Source organism: Mesorhizobium intechi (genome assembly GCF_002879535.1).
GTDB lineage: Bacteria > Pseudomonadota > Alphaproteobacteria > Rhizobiales > Rhizobiaceae > Mesorhizobium > Mesorhizobium intechi.
Window position 1 is genome coordinate 12,408 of the sequence record NZ_PNOT02000271.1, and the last position, 21,117, is coordinate 33,524.

Here is a 21,117-nt window from a genome sequence, read left to right on the forward strand (position 1 = left end):
GTTTCTGGAACTCGAAATACAAAAAAGGGGTTGGGAGGAGCACCTTGGACAACCCTTGAGGTGTTTGCATGGCTCACATGCTTCCAGATCAGGTCGGTGAAATTGTATCTCGGAACACCCCGCCTGAACCTGCGGTCGAAGCGGCGCGCAATGCGGACAGCTGGCTCAGGGGAGTCTACGAGATATCGAAGATTCTGACTGCCCCGACCCGGCTGGAGATTACGCTTGCCAATGTCGCGAATATCCTCTCCTCGTTTGTGCAAATGCGTCATGGCGCAATCGTCGTCCTGGACGCTGAAGGAGAGCCGCAGATTAGCGCAACTACCGGCGGCGCTGTGCCTCGGTCAGCCATCGGCAGTGTCATACCCCAGGCCGTAATAGACAAAATCGTCGCTACTGGAGTGCCGATCGTCATACAAGACACAAACACGTCGGAGCTGTTTCAGGCTGATCCTCAATCGACCAGCGGCACGATCGCAACTGCGTTTATCGGTGTCCCGCTAAAGGCTGAGGAAAAGATCTTCGGGACGCTGTCGATCGACCGCGTCAGGAACGGTACCACCGAGTTCCGTTACGAGGAGGACTTACGTTTCCTGGCCATGGTCGCCAATCTGGTCGGCCGGACCATTCGCCTGCATCGCACTTTGAGCACAGCTGGTCAGCGACTTATCGAGAAGCAATCGAGACCAGAGCAGTCGCTCGACGAGGACAGGACCCATCCGGCCCGACATCCGCATGTCAAGGTCGACGGAATCATCGGAGAAAGTCCCGCACTCAAGCAAGTGCTGGAGATCGTCTCGGTCGTGGCCAGGACCAATTCCACCGTGCTTCTGCGAGGCGAAAGCGGTACCGGCAAGGAGTTCTTTGCACAGGCCATCCATAGGCTTTCACATCGGAGGGAGAAATCCTTCGTCAAATTGAACTGCGCCGCACTGCCCGAAAGCGTCTTGGAATCGGAGCTCTTTGGCCACGAGAAGGGCGCCTTCACCGGAGCTATCCTGCAGCGCGCCGGCCGGTTCGAATTGGCGAATGGCGGAACCCTGCTGCTTGATGAAATCGGCGAGATTTCGCCTGCCTTTCAAGCCAAGCTATTGCGCGTCTTGCAGGAAGGAGAACTGGAGCGAGTGGGCGGCACCAGGACCCTAAAAGTTGACGTGCGGCTCATATGCGCCACCAACAAGGACCTCGAGACGGCTGTCCGGAATGGAGAGTTCAGGGCCGACCTTTATTACCGCATCAATGTGGTGCCAATAGTCCTGCCTCCCCTCAGAGAGCGGCCGGGCGATATTCCACGCCTTGCCAAAACTCTCCTCGATAGATTCAACAAGGAGAACCATCGCGATCTTGCCTTCACGCCGTCGGCGCTTGACCTGATCTCGCAATGCTATTTCCCTGGCAACGTGCGTGAGTTGGAGAATTGTGTGCGACGGACGGCCACACTTGCGCGTTCAATGACAATAACTCCGTCGGATTTCGCCTGCCAGAACAGCCAGTGCCTTTCTTCGCTTCTGTGGAAAGGAGTCGGCCGTTCGCACGGCGCCTATGCCGTCGACGAGTTCGCACGTGGCAATATGATGCCGGTTGGATCGCCGCTGCCTGCCATGCGAGTCGGCCCCTCCCAGAATGAGGCATCGCCCGGCGAGACCTGCGACCCCAACCATCCCGTTTGCCCAGCAATGAACCAGCGTCTGACGGAACGCGACCGACTGATCGATGCGATGGAGAAAGCCGGCTGGGTTCAGGCCAAGGCGGCTCGTTTCCTCGGTCTCACGCCGCGGCAGGTCGGCTATGCTCTGCGCCGGCATCATATCGAAGTGAAGAAGTTCTAACGCCATTGATGACACCACATTTGGGAGCGCGGTTGCTGCCCGCACCGGGCGTAACTGAGACAAGACGTCCCTTTTCGCGTTGCTTTTGACCGTTGTCGGCGACCTGACAAAACCGTGTCGCAGGAAACGGACACAATTGGACACAAAAGGCCGACGTAAAGCCAGCATGACGGATAAAGACCGCTTTTCGAGTTGGCATATCTCTTGCGCTCTGAAGTGCGATGTTCACACCACGCACGGAGCCGTTCGATGTCCGCACCGATGATTTCGCTACAGAGCCTTTCCGGCACGACTGTCTTCGATCAGTTGCCGGCGGGAGCGAAATCCGGTGCCTGCGCATCTTCATCCTGCGGCTCCTCCGCAAAGCCGCACGAGATGGACTCGGCTGTCTGGGAGAAGATCAAGGATCATCCCTGCTTTTCAGAGGAAGCGCACCACTATTTCGCGCGCATGCATGTGGCGGTCGCCCCAGCCTGCAATATTCAATGCAACTACTGCAATCGCAAATATGACTGCGCCAACGAAAGCCGGCCTGGGGTGGTTTCGGAAAGGCTGACGCCCGACCAGGCGCTGCGCAAGGTGATCGGGGTTGCCAACGAAGTGCCGCAGCTTTCCGTGCTTGGCATCGCCGGACCGGGCGATGCCTGTTACGACTGGAAGAACACAAAGGCGACATTCGAACGGGTCGCCAAGGAAATCGCCGACATCAAGCTGTGCATCTCAACCAACGGGCTCGCGCTGCCAGACCGCGTCGCCGAGCTTGCCGAAATGAATGTCGATCACGTGACGATCACCATCAACATGGTCGACCCGCGGATCGGTGCCAAGATCTATCCATGGATCTTCTATGACAACCGCCGTTATACCGGCGTTGAGGCAGCCACGATCCTGCACGAACGACAGATGTCGGGGCTGGAGATGCTGACGGCGCGCGGCATCCTCACCAAGATCAATTCGGTGATGATCCCCGGCGTAAACGATGAGCACCTGATCGAGGTGAATAAATGGGTCAAGGAGCGCGGCGCGTTCCTGCACAATGTCATGCCGCTGATTTCCGACCCGGCACACGGTACGCATTACGGCCTGAGCGGGCAGCGCGGCCCCAAGGCAATGGAGCTGAAGGCCCTTCAGGATCGTCTCGAAGGCGGCGCCAAGTTGATGCGCCACTGCCGGCAGTGCCGGGCCGATGCTGTCGGCCTGCTCGGCGAGGATCGTGGCCAGGAATTCACGCTCGACCGGCTTCCCGACAAGGTCACGTACGACGCCAGCAAGCGCGAGACATATCGGGCAGCGGTCGCGCGCGAGCGGGGCGACCGCATGGCGGCCAAGAGCGAGGCGCTCGGGATGGTCAAGACCGCGGGCTCCGGCAAATCGCTTCTGGTCGCGGTGGCGACCAAGGGTGGCGGCCGCATCAACGAACATTTCGGCCATGCGAAGGAATTCCAGGTTTATGAGGCCTCGCCGAAAGGGATCAGCTTCGTCGGTCATCGCAAGGTCGAGCAGTATTGCCTCGGCGGCCGGGCCGAGGACAAGAGCCTCGACGGCGTCATCTCTACGCTCGAAGGCGTAGACATCGTGCTGTGCGCGAGAATTGGAAATTGCCCCAAGGATCGTCTCAAGGAAGGTGGGATCCGAGCAACGGATGCTTACGGGTATGACTACATCGAGACCGCGATCGGCGCGCTTTACGCCGCCGAGTTTGGGAGTGAGCCACTGGCTGCGACGGCCTGAGCCGCCTCATTCTAACCGAACCGGAGTTGAAAATGGCCTTTAAGATCATCGCTTCCCAATGCACCCAGTGCGGTGCCTGTGAGTTTGAATGCCCTTCGGGCGCGATCAAGTTCAAGGGCGAGACCTACGTGATCGATCCGATAAAGTGCACCGAATGCGAGGGGACCTTCGAAACGCAGCAATGCGCCTCGGTATGTCCGGTGTCGAAGACTTGCGTCCCCGCCTGACCTCCATTTCGGCTACCGACACGGTCGAGGCGCCTCCGCAGGACCATTGACCTCCTGTTGGAAAGCTGCAGCCGAGAGAAAGGAACGGCCATGAGCCTCGGACGCGAACAGGACATCGAAATCCGTACACCGCCGCGATTCATGCCGGGTGAGCGGGTCCGCGCCACACGCCACATAAAAAATGACGGCACCTATCCGGGCAAGGAGATCGGTGAAAATCTGGTGCGCAAAGGCGACGAGGGCTATGTGCGCGACATCGGCACCTTTCTCCAGCAGTTCTACATCTATGCGGTCGAATGGGTCGATCGCGGCACCGTCGTCGGCATGCGTGCGCGTGAACTTATGAGCCTTGAGACGGCTGGGATTCGTTGCAGTGCCGAAATCGGTGCTGGGTTTGACGAAGGAACGGCCCGATGAGGGTAATGATCCGCAGGACCGGTGCTGGCTTGTCGGCCTATATTCCCAAAAAGGATCTCGAAGAGCCGATCATCAAGGTCGACAACGAACACTTATGGGGTGGGGCCGTGACGCTGAAGAACGGCTGGCGGTTAGTCCTGCCCGACCTTCCGCGGGATACGCCTTTGCCGATTACCGTCGAAGCAAGGAAGATTTCCGACGAGGACTGACCTTCGGGTTTACACAAAGAGAGCGGCAAAGGGATACGAGCATGAACACAATGACCTCGGGTCATCTCGTCGTCATTCGGGACAGTTTTGCCGAAAGGCAGCTTGACCTTTTGAAGAAAGGGCTCGCGGCCGATCAGGTCATTCCCTATCTCGGCCCGGGTCTGCTTGAGATCCGCTCCGCGGGACCGCCCGTACCGCATACCCCCGAAGCCGTTGCCGCAGCGCTCAACAAGCGCGCGCCAGCCCCTTCGAAGATTCGCACCAACATGTGGTCGGTAGCGCAGTATATCGAACAGCGCCGGCACCGCCAGACGCTTCAAGTTTGGATGGCCGAAATATTCGCGGCCCCGGTGGTGCCGACCATCTTGCATGCCTGGCTTGCAACGCTGCCGCTCTCCGTGATCGTCGACAGCTGGTACGACGGTGCCATGCGCGCGGCTCTAATACAGACCCGCCGAACCGACGTCGTCGAAATACAGGGCGTAACACGGGCGCACGAGATCGGTGACATTTGGACGAAAGCCTACGATTTGTCCGGGATATTACTCGAATCCGCACCAGCGGCGAAGACGGTTCTCTACGCCCCTCACGGCGGTGCCAGGCCGGCCGCAAACTTCCTCGTCGCAGATTCCGACTACGTTGAAGTGCTGAGCGAAATCGACATCCAGACGCCGATCCCTGACCTGGTGAAGGAACGGCGAGCCAGCCGTGGTCTTTTCTTCCTCGGCTGCCGCTTCAATGATCAGATGCTGCGCACCTATGCCCGACAGATCATGAAGCGCTCCCATGGCCCACATTTTGCGGCAATCGATACAGCACAGCTGACCAAGAACGAGCGTCGCTTCCTTGCAGAAAGGGCAATCACGGTCATTGACATGCCGACGGGTCAAGCCGCAGCCCGTCTCGTCGGACTGGGCGAGACATCGCATTCCAAACGGGGAATCGTTTGAGCCATTCCCAGACGCCTCCACATTGCCGAAAAGGTAGAACGGGCAATTGACTTCCGGGTTTTTCAACAACTCCGAGAGGCGCTCTGAAAAGCTAGGACGGTTATTGCATTCGAGGCTGCAGCGGATATGGCATTCGATGCTGCGGATGAACACAGCGGCGACGGGCTCGAACCAGCCGAGCAGACCATAGTCTGGCGCCATGGTTGTCGCGGCGAGCGGTCGCAGCTGATCGGCTTCACCTGGCCGTAAAAGCAGGGCACGGCACGATGATCAGGCCGGTTGGGGTCGATGCCAATCGAGCTAAGGCCAAGCGTGCTCACCGCATAGGCGGTCACCTGCCACTGCCATCCCAGAGCGTCAGGATGATCGCGTTGCGCGACAGCTTGGCGCGCTGCAGACGCGAGCGATTGGTTCAGGGCAGGCCGCTTCGCCATCAACGAGACCCGCTGCTGCATGAGTTGTAAACGCCCGCACCACGGCGCCGCGAATCCGCGCTTGTGGCGCCATGACCTTGAGGCGAGTGAGTGCAGACTGAACCAATCCGATCAGCCCGGCCCATGCCGGAGAGCACGGCGACCAATGCCGCCAGCTACACCACGCAGCGGGACAACGGCTAAGCGCTAGTTGAAAAGCATACGTCGACGTCCGCCATTTCCGCATGCACCGCCTTGGATAAGGCTGCCCCGAGGCATGATGCGGGCCTGGTTGGCTTTCCTGTCGATGCCGGCTTCGTAAGCAACGGCTCCCGCGAGGTCGAGCAGTTCTAACTGGCGGCTGGAGTTGACGGCGCTCACCCACAGCCGTTCCAGGTGCGGCCGGTTATGCGGCCTTCCCCTTCCCATTTGGCTTGGGCAAGCTTCTGGGTGATCCTCTGCGTCGTCGGTCGCAGAGAGGTCCGGTCTGCAACGTTAGCACAGGCCAATATTGCGGCCGCCTCGGTATGTACGCGTCCCTCTCTTCTGTTTGGCCTGACTGAACAAGCTTGCACCCCGTCGGACATGCAGTCCAATCTGGATGCGCGCTTCCACATCAAGCCCCATGAAGGCGAAGAAAATCCTCATACGTCGCTTGCAACCCGGCACCAAGAGACGTTTTGGCTTTCCAGCCAAGGTTACGCAAGCGCGTTACGTCCAGTAGCTTGCGCGGAGTACCGTCTGGCTTCGTCGTGTCGAACACCAAATTGCCCTCCCAGCAAACCGCCGCCTTGACGAGTTCCGCTACCTCGCGAATTGTGACATCCTCACCAACGCCAACATTAATCAGGGGCGCAGTGTCGGGGGCTGTCAAGGCGTCAAAATCCGAATCTGGCAGGCCAAGCAGGAACGCAATGGCATCGCCTACATCCGACGAATACATAAACTCTCGTCGAGGCTTTCCGGATCCCCAAATCTCCACCGAGGTGTCGCCGTTTATTTTAGCTTGATGAAAACGGCGTATCAGGGCAGGCAGAACGTGGGAATTTTCGGGGTGATAATTATCGCCGGGACCATATAAGTTGGTCGGCATCAACGCGAGATAGCGTGTCTGGTACTGCCGGTTGAAAGACCAGCATGATTCGACTCCAGCGATTTTTGCCAAAGCGTAGGGACGATTCGTCGCTTCAAGCGGACCGGTTAGAAGGTATTCCTCCCGTATCGGCTGCGGACAGTCGCGTGGATAGATACACGAGGAGCCAAGAAAAATCATCCGTTCGACGCCGGACGCGTAAGCGGCGTCAAAAACACTGAGTTGAATCGCTAAGTTGTTATGAAGGAAATCGACAGGGGAGCTAGCGTTCGCCAGTATACCACCAACCTTTGCGGCGCACATAACGACGTAGTCAGGCCGCCGCGACATGAAGAACTTGCGCGTCTCGCTCCGGTCAAATAGATCCAGTTCGTCGTGAGTACGTGTTATTATCTCATAGGATCCTAATGCCTCGAGGGCTCTCATTGTGGCGGATCCGACAAGGCCGCGATGGCCTGCTACATAGACTTTCTTCATCTTTTTGTTTTCCATTGATAACGCTCCGGGCGCTCCTTAAGAAGGCCACCATAGCACTGACAATAAGCCAGCATGGCACCGCGGTTGTCAGCATAACTCTCGTGGACTGTGTGAATAATAACCCTGCTTCATCAGCACTGCGTCACGCTCTGCCATGCGCAAATCTTCCCGAACCATCTCCCTAACCAATTCGATGAAGGAGATTTTGGGCTCCCACCCAAGTTTTTCTTTCGCCTTGCGGGCATCGCCGAGAAGTGTCTCGACTTCTGCAGGACGAAAATAACGGGGATCTACTTTTACGATCAGAGCTCCCGTCTTTGCATCGTACCCCTCTTCGTCGACCCCTTCCCCCATCCAACGAACATCGATGCCGAGTTCAGCGGCCGCGACGGTGACGAATTCGCGCACCGAATGTTGCTCACCGCTAGCGATCACAAAGTCTTCAGGTTGCTCCTGCTGCAGCATCAACCACTGCATCTGGACGTAGTCTCGAGCGTGCCCCCAATCGCGACGCGCATTAAGATTTCCCAAGAATAGAGTGGGCTGCATTCCAAGCTTAATCCGAGTCAAGGCGCGCGTGATTTTGCGCGTTACAAATGTTTCTCCGCGCGCAGGTGACTCGTGATTAAATAAAATGCCGTTACATGCATAAAAATTGTAAGATTCTCGATAGTTTACGGTGATCCAGTGAGCATACAATTTGGCAACAGCGTAGGGTGATCGGGGGTAGAACGGTGTCGTCTCGGTCTGTGGCGTTTCCCGCACCAGCCCGTAGAGCTCAGACGTCGAGGCTTGGTAGTAGCGCGTATGCTTGACGAGCCCCAGGATCCGAATTGCCTCGAGAATACGCAGCGCACCCAAGGCATCGGAGTTTGCGGTGTATTCTGGTTCTTCAAAGGAGACTGCAACGTGGCTCTGAGCTGCCAAATTGTAAATTTCGTCTGGCTGAACCAGTTGGATGACGCGCGTAAGGCTGGACGAGTCTGTCAAGTCCCCGTGGTGAAGTGTCAGATCAACGCCACCTTCATGAGGGTCATGATAGAGATGGTCTATACGGCCCGTATTAAAAAGAGACGATCGTCTCTTTATCCCATGCACAGAATAGCCCTTTTCTAAAAGCAATTCTGCGAGGTAGGAACCGTCTTGCCCGGTGACTCCGGTGATTAAAGCGACTTTTCTCTTTGACAAGCTTGAATCCTTTTGATTTTGACGCGCCCATGAAAATGCTCGCCTGCGGCGGGATTGCGTGGCGAGAAAGGGGCGCATTGAGCAGGGCGAACGGGGGCCTCTGCGCGAAGGCAAGGGAGAGTTCGAGCGGGATGCCAGCCTTTCATGGAGCCGGGGAACGTTCGAAAGAGTTGTCGATCAAGATCAAACGACGCGGGTCATTCAAATCGAATTCGACAATTCGTGGCACGAAGAGGCGGGCATAGCGGGTGAAGGCGCTAGTCGGAGGAAAGCGAATAACAGTGTCGCATCGACCGAGGAGATACATCTCAACGAGAGCGGAAAAACCCCCGTCGGTGCCCAGTGCTGCACTGTGTAAGGGGCCGGCCTGATCCGCCTGGAAGCGTTTTGGGACGGTGAAAAGTTCGGGAAATACGCCCGACAGGTGATCAACAACCTTGGCGCTGTCTGTACACAAGAACACCCTTACAGGTCTTGAATGCGGTTGCGCCTTGGCCATGCGAATGGCAGTGCATACCTGCTCTAAGGCAACCTTCGGATCAGCCCAGTAAGGTGCGTGATCCATAATATCTTCGCCGTTGCCGTGGCGGACATGGACTCCAATTATGCTGTGTCCGTCAAAATGTTCCTGGTAGAGCGCTTCAATGCGATCCTCAATTTCGACCCTCGGTGTGATGCTCCTAAATATGGTTCGCTCGGCCTTTTCATCGCAGCGCCACATCAAGCAAGCATCACACACTACCGTGTTGGCTTCACAATCATCTTGGGCCTGGAAAAGATCGTTAAGCTCGTCACGTTCTTGGAAAATCTGTTCATCCGGACGGTACACGCAGTCGATGGATGGCTTGTTCCACCACGACGGGAAGAAGGGACCAGGGAATGAGACGTGGTTGATCTGGTCATCGCAAATGACCCGTACACCACCGATATCCTCAATTGGCTTGAAGAAAGCTGGAAAGGCATTCGCAAACGGATTGTCAAGGTAACAAGAGCCGCGCCAATCTATTGCTAAAGCTCGTCCCGTCCGATGTGCGTAGTCCCAAGCCGACGCGAGAGACCACAGGCAATCACCGAGACCCGTGCGCCGTCGAGAAACAACGAACCGATCGTTCCTTGAGCGATCAACAAGCATCTAAATTGCCTCTCTCCAGAACACCACAAGCCTCAGCTTTGCTGCTGCCTTCGAGGCAAGCGCCTGCGCAATTCGGGGAAGCTTGTCGTGCTGCGCCAATGCGATGTAGCTTGCGTCTATCGCGGAAGTGCCTGGCCGCGATGGACGCGCGCCTGGGCTGGTCTTCGGCGCAGACCAGAAAATGCTCTTCGGAGCCAACGCAAACATCAACCACTTTCCCTAAGGCCGCTTACATTCTTGAATTCTTTCTATGCAACGTGCCGTAACATCGGTAAAATCGTCTGTTTCGATGAAACGCATCCACGCCATGGATGGCTAGTGACATGGGTTCCAGGGCGTTGGCTGTGAACCCTCTCGTTGCGCTCGACGCACCGCTAACCCCAGCGGAACCTCACGGTGACAGCACGCAGCATCGACCTAAGTGAGCCGGCCATGAGCGCGGACCGCGGCCACGATCCCAACGATCTCCTCTGTGTGCGGACAAGAAGATTGAGCTTCGACTGGGCCAGGTTCTGCATGGGAGCGCCACAAAGAAAGGGGCGATCCGTCGAGCGATAAGCGAGCCTGAGGTCGCCTTCGAAGCGCTATGCCATCAACCCCAAGACGGTCGCGAAGTGGAGGAGCGGAGTTCGACGGCCGATCTGCCCACCGGCCCCAGGGAGCCGAGATCGAAGGTTCTGTCTGCCGTAGAAGAGGACCGCTGTTGTGGCCTTCCGCCGCAACACGCTGCTGCCGGTGGACGATTGCCTCTACGCCTTGCAGCCGACGATCCTGTCTGCAGCGCAAGCATCGGCTTCTTCCGCATTGATATTGCGGAGGTCCCAACCGAACAGGGCAAGCTAAACATCAAGGCCTTTGTACCGCGGCACCGCCTGTCCCGAACCTTCGCGCCCCCTCTGTCCCGCCGGCACCAAAGGAGACCGTCGCGGCGCCGTTGTTGCTAAATCACATTCAATTCCCTAAACGCCCGCCCTTCGGCGACGCGGATGTACCCAAACGCGGAGCAATCGACCGTGCGGTAGCCGCCRTGCACGAGAAGCTCGGCCAGCGCCTTGCCGACCGCCGGGGCCTGCTGCAGACCGTGGCCTGAAAATCCGTTGGCGAAGAGGAAATTGCCGACCTCTGGGTGCGGCCCGATCACCGCGTTCTGGTCGAGCGTGTTGTAATCGTAGTGCCCGGCCCAGGCGCGGGTCGCCTTGATGGCCTCGAAGGCCGGAATGCGGGTCGCCAGCACCGGCCAAATCACCTCTTCGAACAGCGGCCAGTCGACCTCGAAATCGGTGGGGTCGGCCGGGCCGTCGCCTTCTTCCGGTTCGGCGCCGCCAGTGAGATAGACCGAGCCTTCCGGCCTGACATAGATGCCGGAGGGATCAACCAGAAGCGGCATGTCGGCATATTTCTCGCGCGCCTCGAAGACGAAGACGTTGCGCTTGCGCGGCTCGACCGGAAACACCAGCCCCGCCATGGCAGCCACCGTGCCGGCATTCGGCCCGGCTGAGTTGACGACGATGCCAACTTCCAGCCTGTCGCCATTGTCGAGGCTGACACTGGTCACGCTCTGGCCGTTCCACCTCCGCCTTGCGCATGACTGGAGAGATTTCCGGCGGGCGTCGCCTCCCGAGCAATGCTTTTCATGTTCGTTACTCTTCGTAAGATCGATTATTTCGATGGAGCCCATCTACGTATGAATGCAGGCGTCACAGTAGAGCTTTGAACAGCATCGGTGCGGGTCCGGAACCGTCATCGAGCCAAAAACAGCGGCAATGTCGGCTTTTCAAAGATCCATCTGGTCACACCGCCAAAGAGCCGCTCACGCAGCCGACGGCTGCCATAGGCGCCCATGACGATCATGTCCGCAGAAATGTCGATTGCGTGCTGCGCAAGCACCGTGGCCGCCGATTTGCCGGCACTTGGCAGGAGGTCAACCGACACCCGAGCACCGTGCCGAGTGAGATAAGCAGCGATGTCGGCTCCAGGCTCCGCGCCGTTCCCGTTGTAGTTGGCCTTCGGATCGACCAGGGCGACACGAACTTCCTCAGCAACGCGTAGGAGGCCCAGCGCTTCTCGAACCGCACGGGACGCCTCGACTCGCGAATCCCAACCGACCAGGACGCGCCGTGGCCATAGCGTCGCCTCAGCCCCCTTCGGCACAACGAGCACCGGCTTTCCCGTATCGAACAAGCAGCCGTTGACCACAGGAGGTCCGAGATTCTCGTCGTCGAGGAGCCCCGGTCCGATGATCGTGAGGTCGGCGCAGAGCGCCCGCTGTCGTGCCACTTCACCGAGGCTGGCCGGATCGTAATAGTCGGTGTCAAGGTCATAGGCGAGAGACATAGATTCCAGCAGTTTGTGGATATCTCGGGAGCGTTTTTCCAGTTTGACCGCGTCCTGTGTAACTCGATCGATTTGCCGAAACCGGTCGTTCAATCTGGCAATTGCCTGTCCACGTCCTACCGGCCACTCGGAGACACCATCTCCGATCTGCCGATGCGACATAAGGAGCATCGGAGCGGGTATAATCAGTACGGAAAGGTGCGCGCCGATCTCCGCACACAAGCCGGCAGCAGTTCTGACGTCCCGATCGGAATGGTCAGCGCCGGTCGAACAGAGTACCGTTTTAAAGCCCATTTTCGTGCTTCTTCCTGAGTGTTCGATGAGGGCGTTTCAGGCCGCAAGACCGGCTCACAGCGCGAGGAAAAAGGAGTGGCACCAGACCCGGCACTCGATTCAGCCGTCCAGCTTCTCAAGCGAGTAGCCGGCCGACCTGACGGTACGAATGACGATACCGGTCGAGGCCGTCTCCAGTGCCTTTCTGAGCCGACTGATATGGACATCAACTGTGCGTAGACCGACATGGATATTGGCCGGCCAGGCCCCGCCGATCAGCTCGTCCCGGCTGAAGACCTTGCCGGGAGCCTCGAGCAAATGCCGCAGCACGTTGAACTCGATCGGTCCGAGATGGATGTCATGGCCATTGCCACAAACCCGGTGGGCATCGAGCTTCATCTCAAGGCTGCCATAGGAAAGCCAGCTGTTGTTTTCAATCCCGTTTGAACCCGGCTTCGGCAGCGCCAGCCTCGTCCGCAGATAATCGAGCAGCTTGGCCGGCGCCATTGGCCGCACAAAGCTCTCGTCAATGCCGGCCTTCAACAGATCAAGGTGCTGGTTCTCGGCGCCGGGCGCGATCAGGGCAATGATGGGCAGGCCGCCGGTCCGGGGTTCCCGCTTGAGCCGGGCGCAGATTGCGGACCCGGTAAGGCTCGTTGGACCGCAGTCCAGCACCACGGCCTGGAATTCCCGTTCGTCGGCCTTTGCAAGTGCTTCCTTGGCGCCGCCTGCCGGCTCACTGACGAAGCCGTCCACCTCCAGTATGTGGCTGAGGAACAGATAGAACTCCGCATCTTGCGAACAGATCAGGACGAGTGGCTTCATCAGCGCTACCCCGAGAACCACATTGGCCTCGACCGCGTCGGCCGCGTGGGCTGGCCATCGCGGCTCCTCAAGGCCTGACATGATCCTCATGCTCGAAAATTGGTTTCATGCCCGTGCCACCTCGGGATAGGCGTCGATGGCTGCGATGGCATCGTCGACCAGTTTCGTACCGGCCGCGGCGAGTTTGCAGAACGTCTCGAAGCCGAATCGATGGACGTCGCGCACGGTCTTGGACAGAACGACCAGCCGCCCGGCGGTGAAAAGCACGCGCCCGAACCCCTCATGGCTCATTTCGATCATCGGCGATGCCATCAGGCCGGAGCGCTCCTCGATCGCAAGGGCGACGGCAGTGTAAAACTTGTCGAGCCTCCACAGCACGTCCGGATCGGGATCGCCGATGATCGGGATCGTACGACGCCGTTCCTTGCTGACGATGAAGTCGGCCAGCAACTCGGTGTCCGCTTTGCCGTCCCACGACCCGTGCGAATCTTGAGCAAGGATCAGCCGCACGAGGCACTTGACGAAAGGGCTGGCAAGGGCCGCCTCGTCATCGTTGACAGCAGGGCTGATCGCGACTTCAAACATTTTGCTCTTTCCTTGTTTCAGTCCTCATCCTCGAAGGAGGGTTTCTTTTCGGCGACACCAGCTTCGGCCAGCACCTTGCGCAGCCAGGGCGGAGGACACGTTCTCAGCATCATCTGCGTGCGCAACAGCACCTCTTGGATGGTTTGTGGCTGCGGCACCTTGATTGGATGGATTTTTGCCGAAATAACCTTGGCTGCCGAAGGCCCGCCGATGGCCAGACAAAACAGCAGATGGCAGCCCTTCAGCGCCTCCACCTTCGGCGTGACGCGGTCATCGCCCTCGGTCCGACGCTTCCCGCTCTCATCGGAAACGTCATCGAAGGCCACGGCTTCCACGAGATGCCACTCCTCGCGCGTCACGTCGTAGACAGCAAAGCGCTTGGCGGACCCGAAATGGGCATTGAGATTCTTCATGTCTTGCGTGGCGATGGCTACGCGCAATGCGCCTGCTCGTCGTTCCGGCATCGGTGCATGAACCTCGTCAGTGACGAGTGAGAGGCGACGAACGGAGCTCATCTGGCATTTCTCGTTTCCGGAATGGATCAAGCGCCTCAGGCGTCGGCGCGTGCTGGTTGGCCTGGAAGATGTTGGCAACATCGAAGATCAGGTCGCGGGTCCCCCGATAGAGGATTGTGAGCTTGTGCTGGCTGCCGAGCCGGTCGAAGATCGGGAAGCCGACGCGCATGAGCGGAATGCCGAGGCGTCGCGACGCCTGGCGACCGTGGGAATGCGTAACGAGAAGATCCGCGCCCGCTGCAAGAGCTTCCAAATCGCCGAGATCGCCGATCTGAACCCACTCCGCCGGTACTTTTTGCAGAACCTTCGACATATCGGTCGTCGTGACCGCCGCCGCGATTTCGCAGCCCATGCCCGTGAAGAAGGTTGCGAGTTGATAGAGTTGGTCTGGTTCAGCAGCGATCGCAATTTTCTTGCCTCCGAAATGGAAATGTCCGTCAAGCAACGCATCCTGCAATTGCGCCCGGTGACGGCGAACCCGGGCCGGCACCGCCGCGCCCGAAACCGCCGATAGCAGCGAGACGAACCGGTCGACAGCCCGCAATCCGGTCAGCGACTGGAACACCGCGAACGGCACGCCGGTCAACCCGTGCAGTACTTTCGCCGGGTGGCGCATGTGCTCGCCGATGACGATGCATTGCGCGGCCGTGCCAAGCTCGCGGATTTCCTCGACGCTGGTGCCGCCATAGGTAGTGGTTACCCAGCGGTCAGGAACCGTGCCGTCGAGTGAGCCGGAGACGTCCGGCAGGATAACCGGCTTGAGCCCAAAACTTTCAACCATGTCACGCAAATGCTCGACGTCAGCGACAGTGAGGTTGCATCCGGGCAGGATCGCGATCTTCTTCGGCTGCCGGGTCCGTGCGCCCGACCGTGTAATCCCTTCGATCATCGCCGCGACAGCCTTGGCCCAGCCTTCTTCGATAGCGCCGCCGAAATCAGGCGTGTTGGCCAGCACAACCTCCGTACCCGCGAGCTCTTCCGCATGCTTCAGCTTGACGTTGGCGATATCACTCGCGCAGTCTTCGCCACGGGTCTCCACCAGCGCGGTCGTGCACACTCCTATCAGCTTTGGCTTAGTGCGGGTTTTGAGGTTGAGGATCGCCTCTTCCAGATGGTCCGCTCCGCCGAGTATGGTTGCCACCTCATCCATCGCCGTTGTCTGCAAGGGGATCGCTTCCTTGAAATGCCGCACGAAGAGCACGAGCGCGAAGCTGGTGCAGCCTTGGCTGCCATGGAACAGGGGCATCGCACCCTCGACTCCAAGAAAAGCGAAGGCGGCACCCAGCGGCTGCGACGACTTCAGCGGGTTGACCGCCGCTGATTTGGTATTGCGAAGGATGCGGACCATCGGATTTCCTCAACGGTTGCCGGAGCGGTGAGCCGTCGCGCCGGCGAATTCGTTGAAAGCGTTCACAGTCGCGGTCCCGTTCTTCGTGCTCGCCAGATCGTCCTCCCCGGCAGGCTGGCAATCCCACGGCGCCGGCTCCCGCACCTGGCCCCAGATTGGGTTATGAATGGCGAGGTCGATCTGCCGTACAAGTTCCACCATGCCGTCATAGCCGGCATAAGGATGTTGGCGCTCCTGGTTGATATCGAGCCAGGGTGTCTTGGCCTTCAGGGCGACGAATTGCGTGCGCCCGCCCGACAGCATGATGTCGGCCTTGTGTTTTGAGAGCATGGCGTAAAGATCGCGCGCTGCCATCTGGTCGAACATGCGGTTTTCGTCCTTGAGGATCCGTTTGATCCGCTCCTTGTCTTCGACGGTGGATTTCTTGACCGAGGTGCCGACGATCTCCATGCCGATCTCCATCAGGGCGTGGACGACTGACCAGGACTTCACGCCGCCCGTATTGAGCAGCACGCGCTTGCCTTGAAGCCGCCGGCGGTAGGCCTCGAGCTTCCTCCACGCAATCGCCTCCTGCTCGGCAATCAGCGTCTCTGTGTGATCGAGGATCTCCGCATCGGCGCCCTTCCTCACCAGCAGCTCAGCAATGTTGCGAAGTGCTTCCGAGGTATCGGTTATGCCGTAGAAGGAGCCCTCGAAGAACGGGATGTCCCAGCGCTCCTCCATCTTGCGGGCCAGATTGATCATTGCGCTCGAGCACACCAACATAGCCGCCTGGGCGCGGTGCGCGGATGCAACGTCGATGTAACGCGCATCGCCCGGAATGCAGGCGCGCACCCGGATACCGAGCCGATCAAGCAGCGGCTTCACCAGCCAGAATTCGCCTGAGAGGTTGAATTCGCCAAGGATGTTGATGTCGTAGGGCCCGGCGTCGTCGGGTTCCACCGTGCCGATGACATGATCGAGCAACGCTTCGGCGGCGAGTTTGTTGCCGAGGTTCTTGGAGCCAGCCAAGCCCGGCGCATTGATCGGCACCACGGCCAAGCCGAATTTTTCGGCCGCGCGTTTGCACACGGCCTCGATGTCGTCGCCGATCAGCGCCGTCACGCAGGTCGAATAGACGAAGACTGCCGGCGGCGCATATGTTTCCTTTATCTCGCGGATCGCCTTGAACAGCTTCCGCTCGCCCTGCCCCATCACGACGTCGAGTTCGGTGAGATCGGTTGTGAAGCTTGTCCGCCACAGGGTTGGCCCGGACGAAACTGCGCCTCTGTTGTCCCAGGAATTGCCCTCGCAGGCGAGCGGCGCATGGACCAGGTGCGCAACGTCGGTGATGGGCTGCAGGACGATCTTGGCGCCGTCAAAGGCGCAGCCGCCGGCTGCCGCCCCGGGGGTCAGCGGCTTCGAGCAGCCCTCCTTGCGCGCCTTGGCATCCTTGCCGCGGTTGGTATCGCAGGCGGGCTCGTCGAAAACGTCCTGGATCTTGGCACTGAGCGAGGTCATTGCGTCAGTCTCCGAAGTCCATTGGGCATGGGCGGCCTCGGCGAAAAGCCGGCACGGGCTTAGCGGGTGAGGTCATAGGAATAGTCCGTCACGCCCGTTTCGCTCGTCTCGCGATCGAGCTTGTCGAATATCTTGTCGAGGATCGTCGTCAGCACGCGTAATCCACCCTGGTAGCCCATGAGGGGAAAGCGATGGTGATGGTGCCGGTCGAAGATTGGAAACATCAGCCGGATCAGCGGCGTGCCGGTGTCGCGCTCCAGATACTTGCCATAGGAATTGCCGATCAGCAGGTCCACCGGCTCTGTAAACAGCAGCGAACGCATCGCCCAGAGATCCTTGCCCGCCCAGATCTGGGCATCCTGGCCGAAGGGCGAGGATGCAAGCAATTCCTTCATCTCGACCTGCCAGGCCGATGTGCCGTTGGTCGCGAGGCAATGTGTCGGCTCGCCACCGGTCTCCATGACGAAGCGGGCCATCGCGCAGACAAAGTCCGGATCCCCATAGATTGCGTACTTCTTGCCGTGCAGCCATGACTGGCTGTCCGCCATGGCGTCAACTAGTCGGCCGCGCTCCATCCGGATTGTCTCGGGGATCTCCTGGCCGGAAATCGCCGAGACCTTCATAAGGAATTCGTCGGTCGCCTGGACACCCAGCGGATAGTGGAAGGATGCCGTCGCCTGCCCGACCTCGTTGCAATATTCCAGCGTCTTGCGGGTGTTGTAATGCTGCAGCGACAGTGTCGCCTCCGCGTTGAGCGCCCCTTTCACGTCTTCGATCTTGGTGCCACCGTCATACATGCGGTATTCGCCGTCCGACGGCGTGTCGAACTGGTCTGAGGCGTCCTGAATGACGGTATAGGTAACACCCATCAGGTCGAGGAGGCGCTTGAGTTCCCGGTTGTTTCCGACGCAGAATCCGTCGAAGCCTGGAATGATGTTGATGGTCCCAGCGGCTTGCGAGCGCTCGCTGCCCTTCCAGAAATGCTCCAGCACGCCCTTCACCATGCCGTCGTAGCCATCGACATGGCTGCCGACGAAGGCAGGCGTATGAGCAAAAGGCACGTCGAAGTCGCAGGGGACCGAGCCTTCGTTCTTGGCGTTCTCTATGAAGCTGCGCAGGTCGTCGCCAATGACCTCGGCCATGCAGGTGGTCGAGACAGCGATCATCTTGGGGTCGTAGAGCTTGTAGGTATTGGCGAGCCCGTCGACCATGTTCTTCAGGCCGCCAAACACTGCCGCGTCCTCGGTCATCGAGGAGGAAACCGCTGACGAAGGCTCCTTGAAATGTCGCGACAGATGCGAGCGGTAGTACGCAACGCAGCCCTGGCTACCATGGACGAAAGACATGGTCCGCTCGAAGCCCGCGGCCGCGAACACCGCGCCGAGCGGCTGGCAGGCCTTGGCGGGGTTTATGACAAGCGCCTCGCGAGCGAGGTTCTTTTCGCGGTATTCCCAAGTCTTGGTCAATTCGCGTTGGTCGGTGACGATCTGATCAGGGTGCGGACATTCGAAATTCAGCTTCTTCTCGGCAAGCATTTGTCTGTATTCCGGCTCGCGGAACAGGGGAGCATGGTCGAGAACTTTTTCGGCCGATTGCGGCATGGTGGTCACCTTTTCCATCTGGCCGCGGCAAGCGGCAGCACAGGGACATCGAAACTTTGAAGGGCCTCCGCGGATCGAGTGCCCCCGAGCATTTATCGGCCTCCCTGCCTGGCAGGGAGGCCAGTCCTCATTCGGCGGCGACCGCCCTCAGCGGTGCGTCCTTCATCTTCTTCCACGGCGCGCGGTAGAGACCCCAGACCGGGTTGTTGATGGCCAGATCCATGTCGCGGGCGAAGATGGCGAAGCCGTCATAGCCGTGATACGGGCCGGAGTAGTCCCAAGAGTGCATCTGGCGGAACGGGATGCCCATCTTCTGCACCGGGTATTTCTCCTTGATACCGGAGCCAACGAGATCAGGGCGGATGCCTTCGATGAACTTCTCCAGTTCGTAACCGGTGACGTCGTCATAGAGGAGCGTGCCATTCTTCACGTAATGGCCGGTGCGCTGGTAGTCGTCGTTGTGGGCGAACTCGTAGCCGGTGCCGACGATCACCATAGCGAGGTCCTCGTAAGCAGTGATGACGTGACGAGGACGCAGCCCGCCGACATAGAGCATCACCGTGTTGCCTTCGAGGCGCGGTCGGTACTTGGCGATGACGGCATCGACCAAGGGCCGGTACTTGGCGATGACCTTTTCGGTCTTCTCCTCGATTTCCGGGCCGAAATGCTTGGCGATGTTGCGCAGGGAGGCCTCGATCTGGGTGGGGCCGAAGAAATTGTATTCCATCCAGGCGATGCCGTACTTTTCCTCCATGTGCCGGCAGATGTAGTTCATCGACCGGTAGCAGTGGATCAGGTTGAGCTTGGCCTTGGGCGCGCGCTCTATCTCGGCGAGCGTGGCGTCGCCCGACCAGTTGCCGACCACCCGAAGTCCAATCTCCTCAAGCAGGATTCGCGAAGCCCAGGCATCGCCGCCAATGTTGTAGTCGCCAACGACATTGACGTCGTAAGGGCCGGACTCGAAATCGACATCGTCCTTGTCGAAGACCCAATCGCGGATCGCATCATTGGCAATGTGGTGGCCGAGCGATTGTGAAACGCCGCGGAAACCTTCGCAGCGCACCGGTACAATCGTCTTTTCGTGCTCCTTGGCCTTCTTGCGCGACACTGCCTCGATATCGTCCCCGATCAGGCCGATCGGGCATTCGGACTGCACCGAGATGCCGCCACTGAGCGGAAACAGGTCCTCGACCTCGTCGATGATCTTTTCCAGCTTTTTGTCGCCGCCGAAAACGATGTCCTTCTCCTGGAAGTCGGAGGTGAACTGCATTGTCACGAATGTGTCGATGCCCGTCGTGCCGACGTAATAGTTGCGGCGTTGCGACCAGGAATATTGCCCACAGCCGACTGGCCCATGCGAGATGTGGACCATATCCTTGACCGGACCCCACACCACGCCCTTGGAGCCGGCATAGGCGCAGCCGCGGATTGTCATCACGCCCGGAATGGATTTGATGTTCGATTTGACGTCGCATTCGGAAAGGCCCTTGTCCTCCCCTCCAGCCTCGTCCTGGCTCGTTGCGACACTGAGGTGCTTCTTGCGACGCTTCGCCGCCTTGTCTGGATATTGGGACAGCACGTCTTCGATAAGCTTCGCATGCAAAGCGCCGTCATTCTCATAGTCGAGGCCCATGGGACCTGCCCCTTTCAAGGTTAGGGTAACGCCTCGCCGACGAGGCCTTGTTTCGTAGAAAGGGGCGCCAGGTCACGGTCGGCGCCCCCCGTCGGTAGCGGCGGTTACTGAGCGACGGCCAATTTCGCTTCCTTGGCCTGAAGCTCGGCAAGCATTTGCTCGTCCGTCTTCATGATGCCGAAGTCGAGCAGCATGTCCTCGAGCTCCTCCATGGTGATTGGGGTCGGGATGGTGCCCTGGCCCGAATTGCCATGGATCTTCTCGGCCAACGCGCGGTACTCCCCTGCCTGTTTGGAGTCCGGCGCATACTGGATTACCGTCATCTTCCTCAGTTCGGCGTGCTGGACGATGTTGTCGCGCGGCACGAAGTGGATGAGCTTGGAATTGAGCCTGGCGGCCAGCGCCTCGGAGAGGTCGAGCTCCCGGTCGGTCTGGCGCTCGTTGCAGATCAGCCCGCCGAGCCGCACGCCGCCCGAATGGGCGTATTTCAGGATACCCTTGGCGATGTTGTTGGCGGCATAGAGCGCCATCATCTCGCCGGACATGACGATGTAGATTTCCTGGGCCTTGTTTTCGCGGATCGGCATCGCGAAGCCGCCGCACACCACGTCGCCCAGCACGTCGTAGGAGACATAGTCGACATTGTCATAGGCGCCGTTCTCCTCGAGGAAGTTGATCGAGGTGATGACGCCGCGGCCGGCGCAGCCGACACCCGGCTCGGGGCCGCCGGACTCCACGCACTTGATGTCTTTGTAGCCGATCTTGAGCACGTCCTGGAGTTCAAGGTCTTCCACAGAACCTTCTTGGGCGGCGAGATGCAGAACGGTATCCTGCGCC

The 21,117-nt window shown here is 59.3% G+C and carries 19 protein-coding genes and 2 pseudogenes; 7 read left to right on the forward strand and 14 right to left on the reverse strand.

The window, feature by feature from the left end; genetic code table 11:
• Positions 1-68 precede the first annotated feature (68 nt).
• The 6 genes from nifA to C1D09_RS23820 all read left to right on the forward strand — a co-directional run bounded on the left by nifA (position 69) and on the right by C1D09_RS23820 (position 5,363).
• Complete coding sequence (nifA, locus tag C1D09_RS23795) at positions 69-1,829, forward strand: nif-specific transcriptional activator NifA (protein WP_143976581.1); 1,761 nt, start codon at positions 69-71, stop codon at positions 1,827-1,829.
• Positions 1,830-2,078: 249 nt separating this feature from the next.
• The gene (gene nifB / locus C1D09_RS23800) at positions 2,079-3,560 is read left to right on the forward strand and encodes a nitrogenase cofactor biosynthesis protein NifB (protein ID WP_143976582.1); all 1,482 of its coding nucleotides are present in this window, start codon (positions 2,079-2,081) and stop codon (positions 3,558-3,560) included.
• Between the two features lie 32 nt (positions 3,561-3,592).
• Positions 3,593-3,787: a 4Fe-4S dicluster domain-containing protein gene (locus C1D09_RS23805; RefSeq protein WP_027056561.1), complete on the forward strand. Its 195-nt coding sequence runs from the start codon at positions 3,593-3,595 to the stop codon at positions 3,785-3,787.
• A gap of 90 nt (positions 3,788-3,877) precedes the next feature.
• Entirely contained in the window at positions 3,878-4,204 is a 327-nt protein-coding gene (locus C1D09_RS23810; protein WP_143976583.1) for a nitrogen fixation protein NifZ, read from the forward strand.
• A complete protein-coding gene (nifT, locus tag C1D09_RS23815) occupies positions 4,201-4,413 on the forward strand; it encodes a putative nitrogen fixation protein NifT (protein WP_097574884.1) in 213 nt (70 codons plus the stop codon). Before C1D09_RS23810 ends, nifT begins: the two co-directional genes overlap by 4 nt.
• 41 nt (positions 4,414-4,454) lie before the next feature.
• A complete protein-coding gene (locus tag C1D09_RS23820; RefSeq protein ID WP_143976584.1) occupies positions 4,455-5,363 on the forward strand; it encodes an SIR2 family NAD-dependent protein deacylase in 909 nt (302 codons plus the stop codon).
• Between the two features lie 620 nt (positions 5,364-5,983).
• Here the strand turns inward: C1D09_RS23820 and C1D09_RS33265 are convergent.
• The 4 genes from C1D09_RS33265 to C1D09_RS23835 all read right to left on the reverse strand — a co-directional run bounded on the left by C1D09_RS33265 (position 5,984) and on the right by C1D09_RS23835 (position 9,666).
• Positions 5,984-6,157 (reverse strand): hypothetical protein, encoded by a 174-nt coding sequence (locus C1D09_RS33265; RefSeq protein WP_167514723.1) that lies wholly within the window; start codon positions 6,155-6,157, stop codon positions 5,984-5,986.
• Positions 6,158-6,392: 235 nt separating this feature from the next.
• The gene (locus C1D09_RS23825; protein WP_143976585.1) at positions 6,393-7,361 is read right to left on the reverse strand and encodes a GDP-L-fucose synthase family protein; all 969 of its coding nucleotides are present in this window, start codon (positions 7,359-7,361) and stop codon (positions 6,393-6,395) included.
• A 72-nt stretch (positions 7,362-7,433) separates the two neighbouring features.
• The gene (gene gmd / locus C1D09_RS23830; RefSeq protein WP_109671350.1) at positions 7,434-8,534 is read right to left on the reverse strand and encodes a GDP-mannose 4,6-dehydratase; all 1,101 of its coding nucleotides are present in this window, start codon (positions 8,532-8,534) and stop codon (positions 7,434-7,436) included.
• Positions 8,535-8,676: 142 nt separating this feature from the next.
• A complete protein-coding gene (locus C1D09_RS23835; RefSeq protein WP_143976586.1) occupies positions 8,677-9,666 on the reverse strand; it encodes a nodulation protein NodZ in 990 nt (329 codons plus the stop codon).
• Between the two features lie 500 nt (positions 9,667-10,166).
• Between C1D09_RS23835 and C1D09_RS33865 the strand changes: the two are divergent.
• Positions 10,167-10,532 (forward strand): annotated as a pseudogene (locus tag C1D09_RS33865) (IS481 family transposase); the annotation flags it as partial.
• Between the two features lie 74 nt (positions 10,533-10,606).
• On the opposite strand, the pseudogene C1D09_RS23840 reads toward C1D09_RS33865, so the two are convergent.
• The 10 genes and pseudogenes from C1D09_RS23840 to nifH form a co-directional block, all read right to left on the reverse strand.
• Positions 10,607-11,230 (reverse strand): annotated as a pseudogene (locus C1D09_RS23840) (NAD(P)/FAD-dependent oxidoreductase); the annotation flags it as partial.
• Positions 11,231-11,406: 176 nt separating this feature from the next.
• Positions 11,407-12,294, reverse strand: a complete 888-nt coding sequence (locus C1D09_RS23845; protein WP_143973961.1) for a universal stress protein — start codon at positions 12,292-12,294, stop codon at positions 11,407-11,409.
• A 99-nt stretch (positions 12,295-12,393) separates the two neighbouring features.
• Positions 12,394-13,179 carry a response regulator transcription factor gene (locus tag C1D09_RS23850; RefSeq protein ID WP_143973962.1) on the reverse strand — a complete coding sequence of 262 codons (786 nt, stop codon included), beginning with the start codon at positions 13,177-13,179 and terminating at the stop codon, positions 12,394-12,396.
• Positions 13,180-13,203: 24 nt separating this feature from the next.
• A complete protein-coding gene (locus C1D09_RS23855; protein ID WP_109671389.1) occupies positions 13,204-13,683 on the reverse strand; it encodes a NifX-associated nitrogen fixation protein in 480 nt (159 codons plus the stop codon).
• A 17-nt stretch (positions 13,684-13,700) separates the two neighbouring features.
• Positions 13,701-14,198 carry a nitrogen fixation protein NifX gene (nifX, locus tag C1D09_RS23860; RefSeq protein ID WP_143973963.1) on the reverse strand — a complete coding sequence of 166 codons (498 nt, stop codon included), beginning with the start codon at positions 14,196-14,198 and terminating at the stop codon, positions 13,701-13,703.
• Positions 14,164-15,546 carry a nitrogenase iron-molybdenum cofactor biosynthesis protein NifN gene (gene nifN / locus C1D09_RS23865; protein WP_143973964.1) on the reverse strand — a complete coding sequence of 461 codons (1,383 nt, stop codon included), beginning with the start codon at positions 15,544-15,546 and terminating at the stop codon, positions 14,164-14,166. Before nifN ends, nifX begins: the two co-directional genes overlap by 35 nt.
• A 9-nt stretch (positions 15,547-15,555) precedes the next feature.
• The gene (gene nifE / locus C1D09_RS23870) at positions 15,556-17,046 is read right to left on the reverse strand and encodes a nitrogenase iron-molybdenum cofactor biosynthesis protein NifE (RefSeq protein ID WP_143973965.1); all 1,491 of its coding nucleotides are present in this window, start codon (positions 17,044-17,046) and stop codon (positions 15,556-15,558) included.
• A gap of 59 nt (positions 17,047-17,105) precedes the next feature.
• Complete coding sequence (gene nifK, locus C1D09_RS23875; RefSeq protein ID WP_143973968.1) at positions 17,106-18,647, reverse strand: nitrogenase molybdenum-iron protein subunit beta; 1,542 nt, start codon at positions 18,645-18,647, stop codon at positions 17,106-17,108.
• 127 nt (positions 18,648-18,774) lie between these two features.
• Complete coding sequence (gene nifD, locus C1D09_RS23880) at positions 18,775-20,280, reverse strand: nitrogenase molybdenum-iron protein alpha chain (RefSeq protein WP_143973966.1); 1,506 nt, start codon at positions 20,278-20,280, stop codon at positions 18,775-18,777.
• 104 nt (positions 20,281-20,384) lie between these two features.
• Positions 20,385-21,117, reverse strand: a 733-nt coding sequence (nifH, locus tag C1D09_RS23885; protein ID WP_143973967.1) for a nitrogenase reductase, incomplete at its 5' end; no start/stop codon positions are given.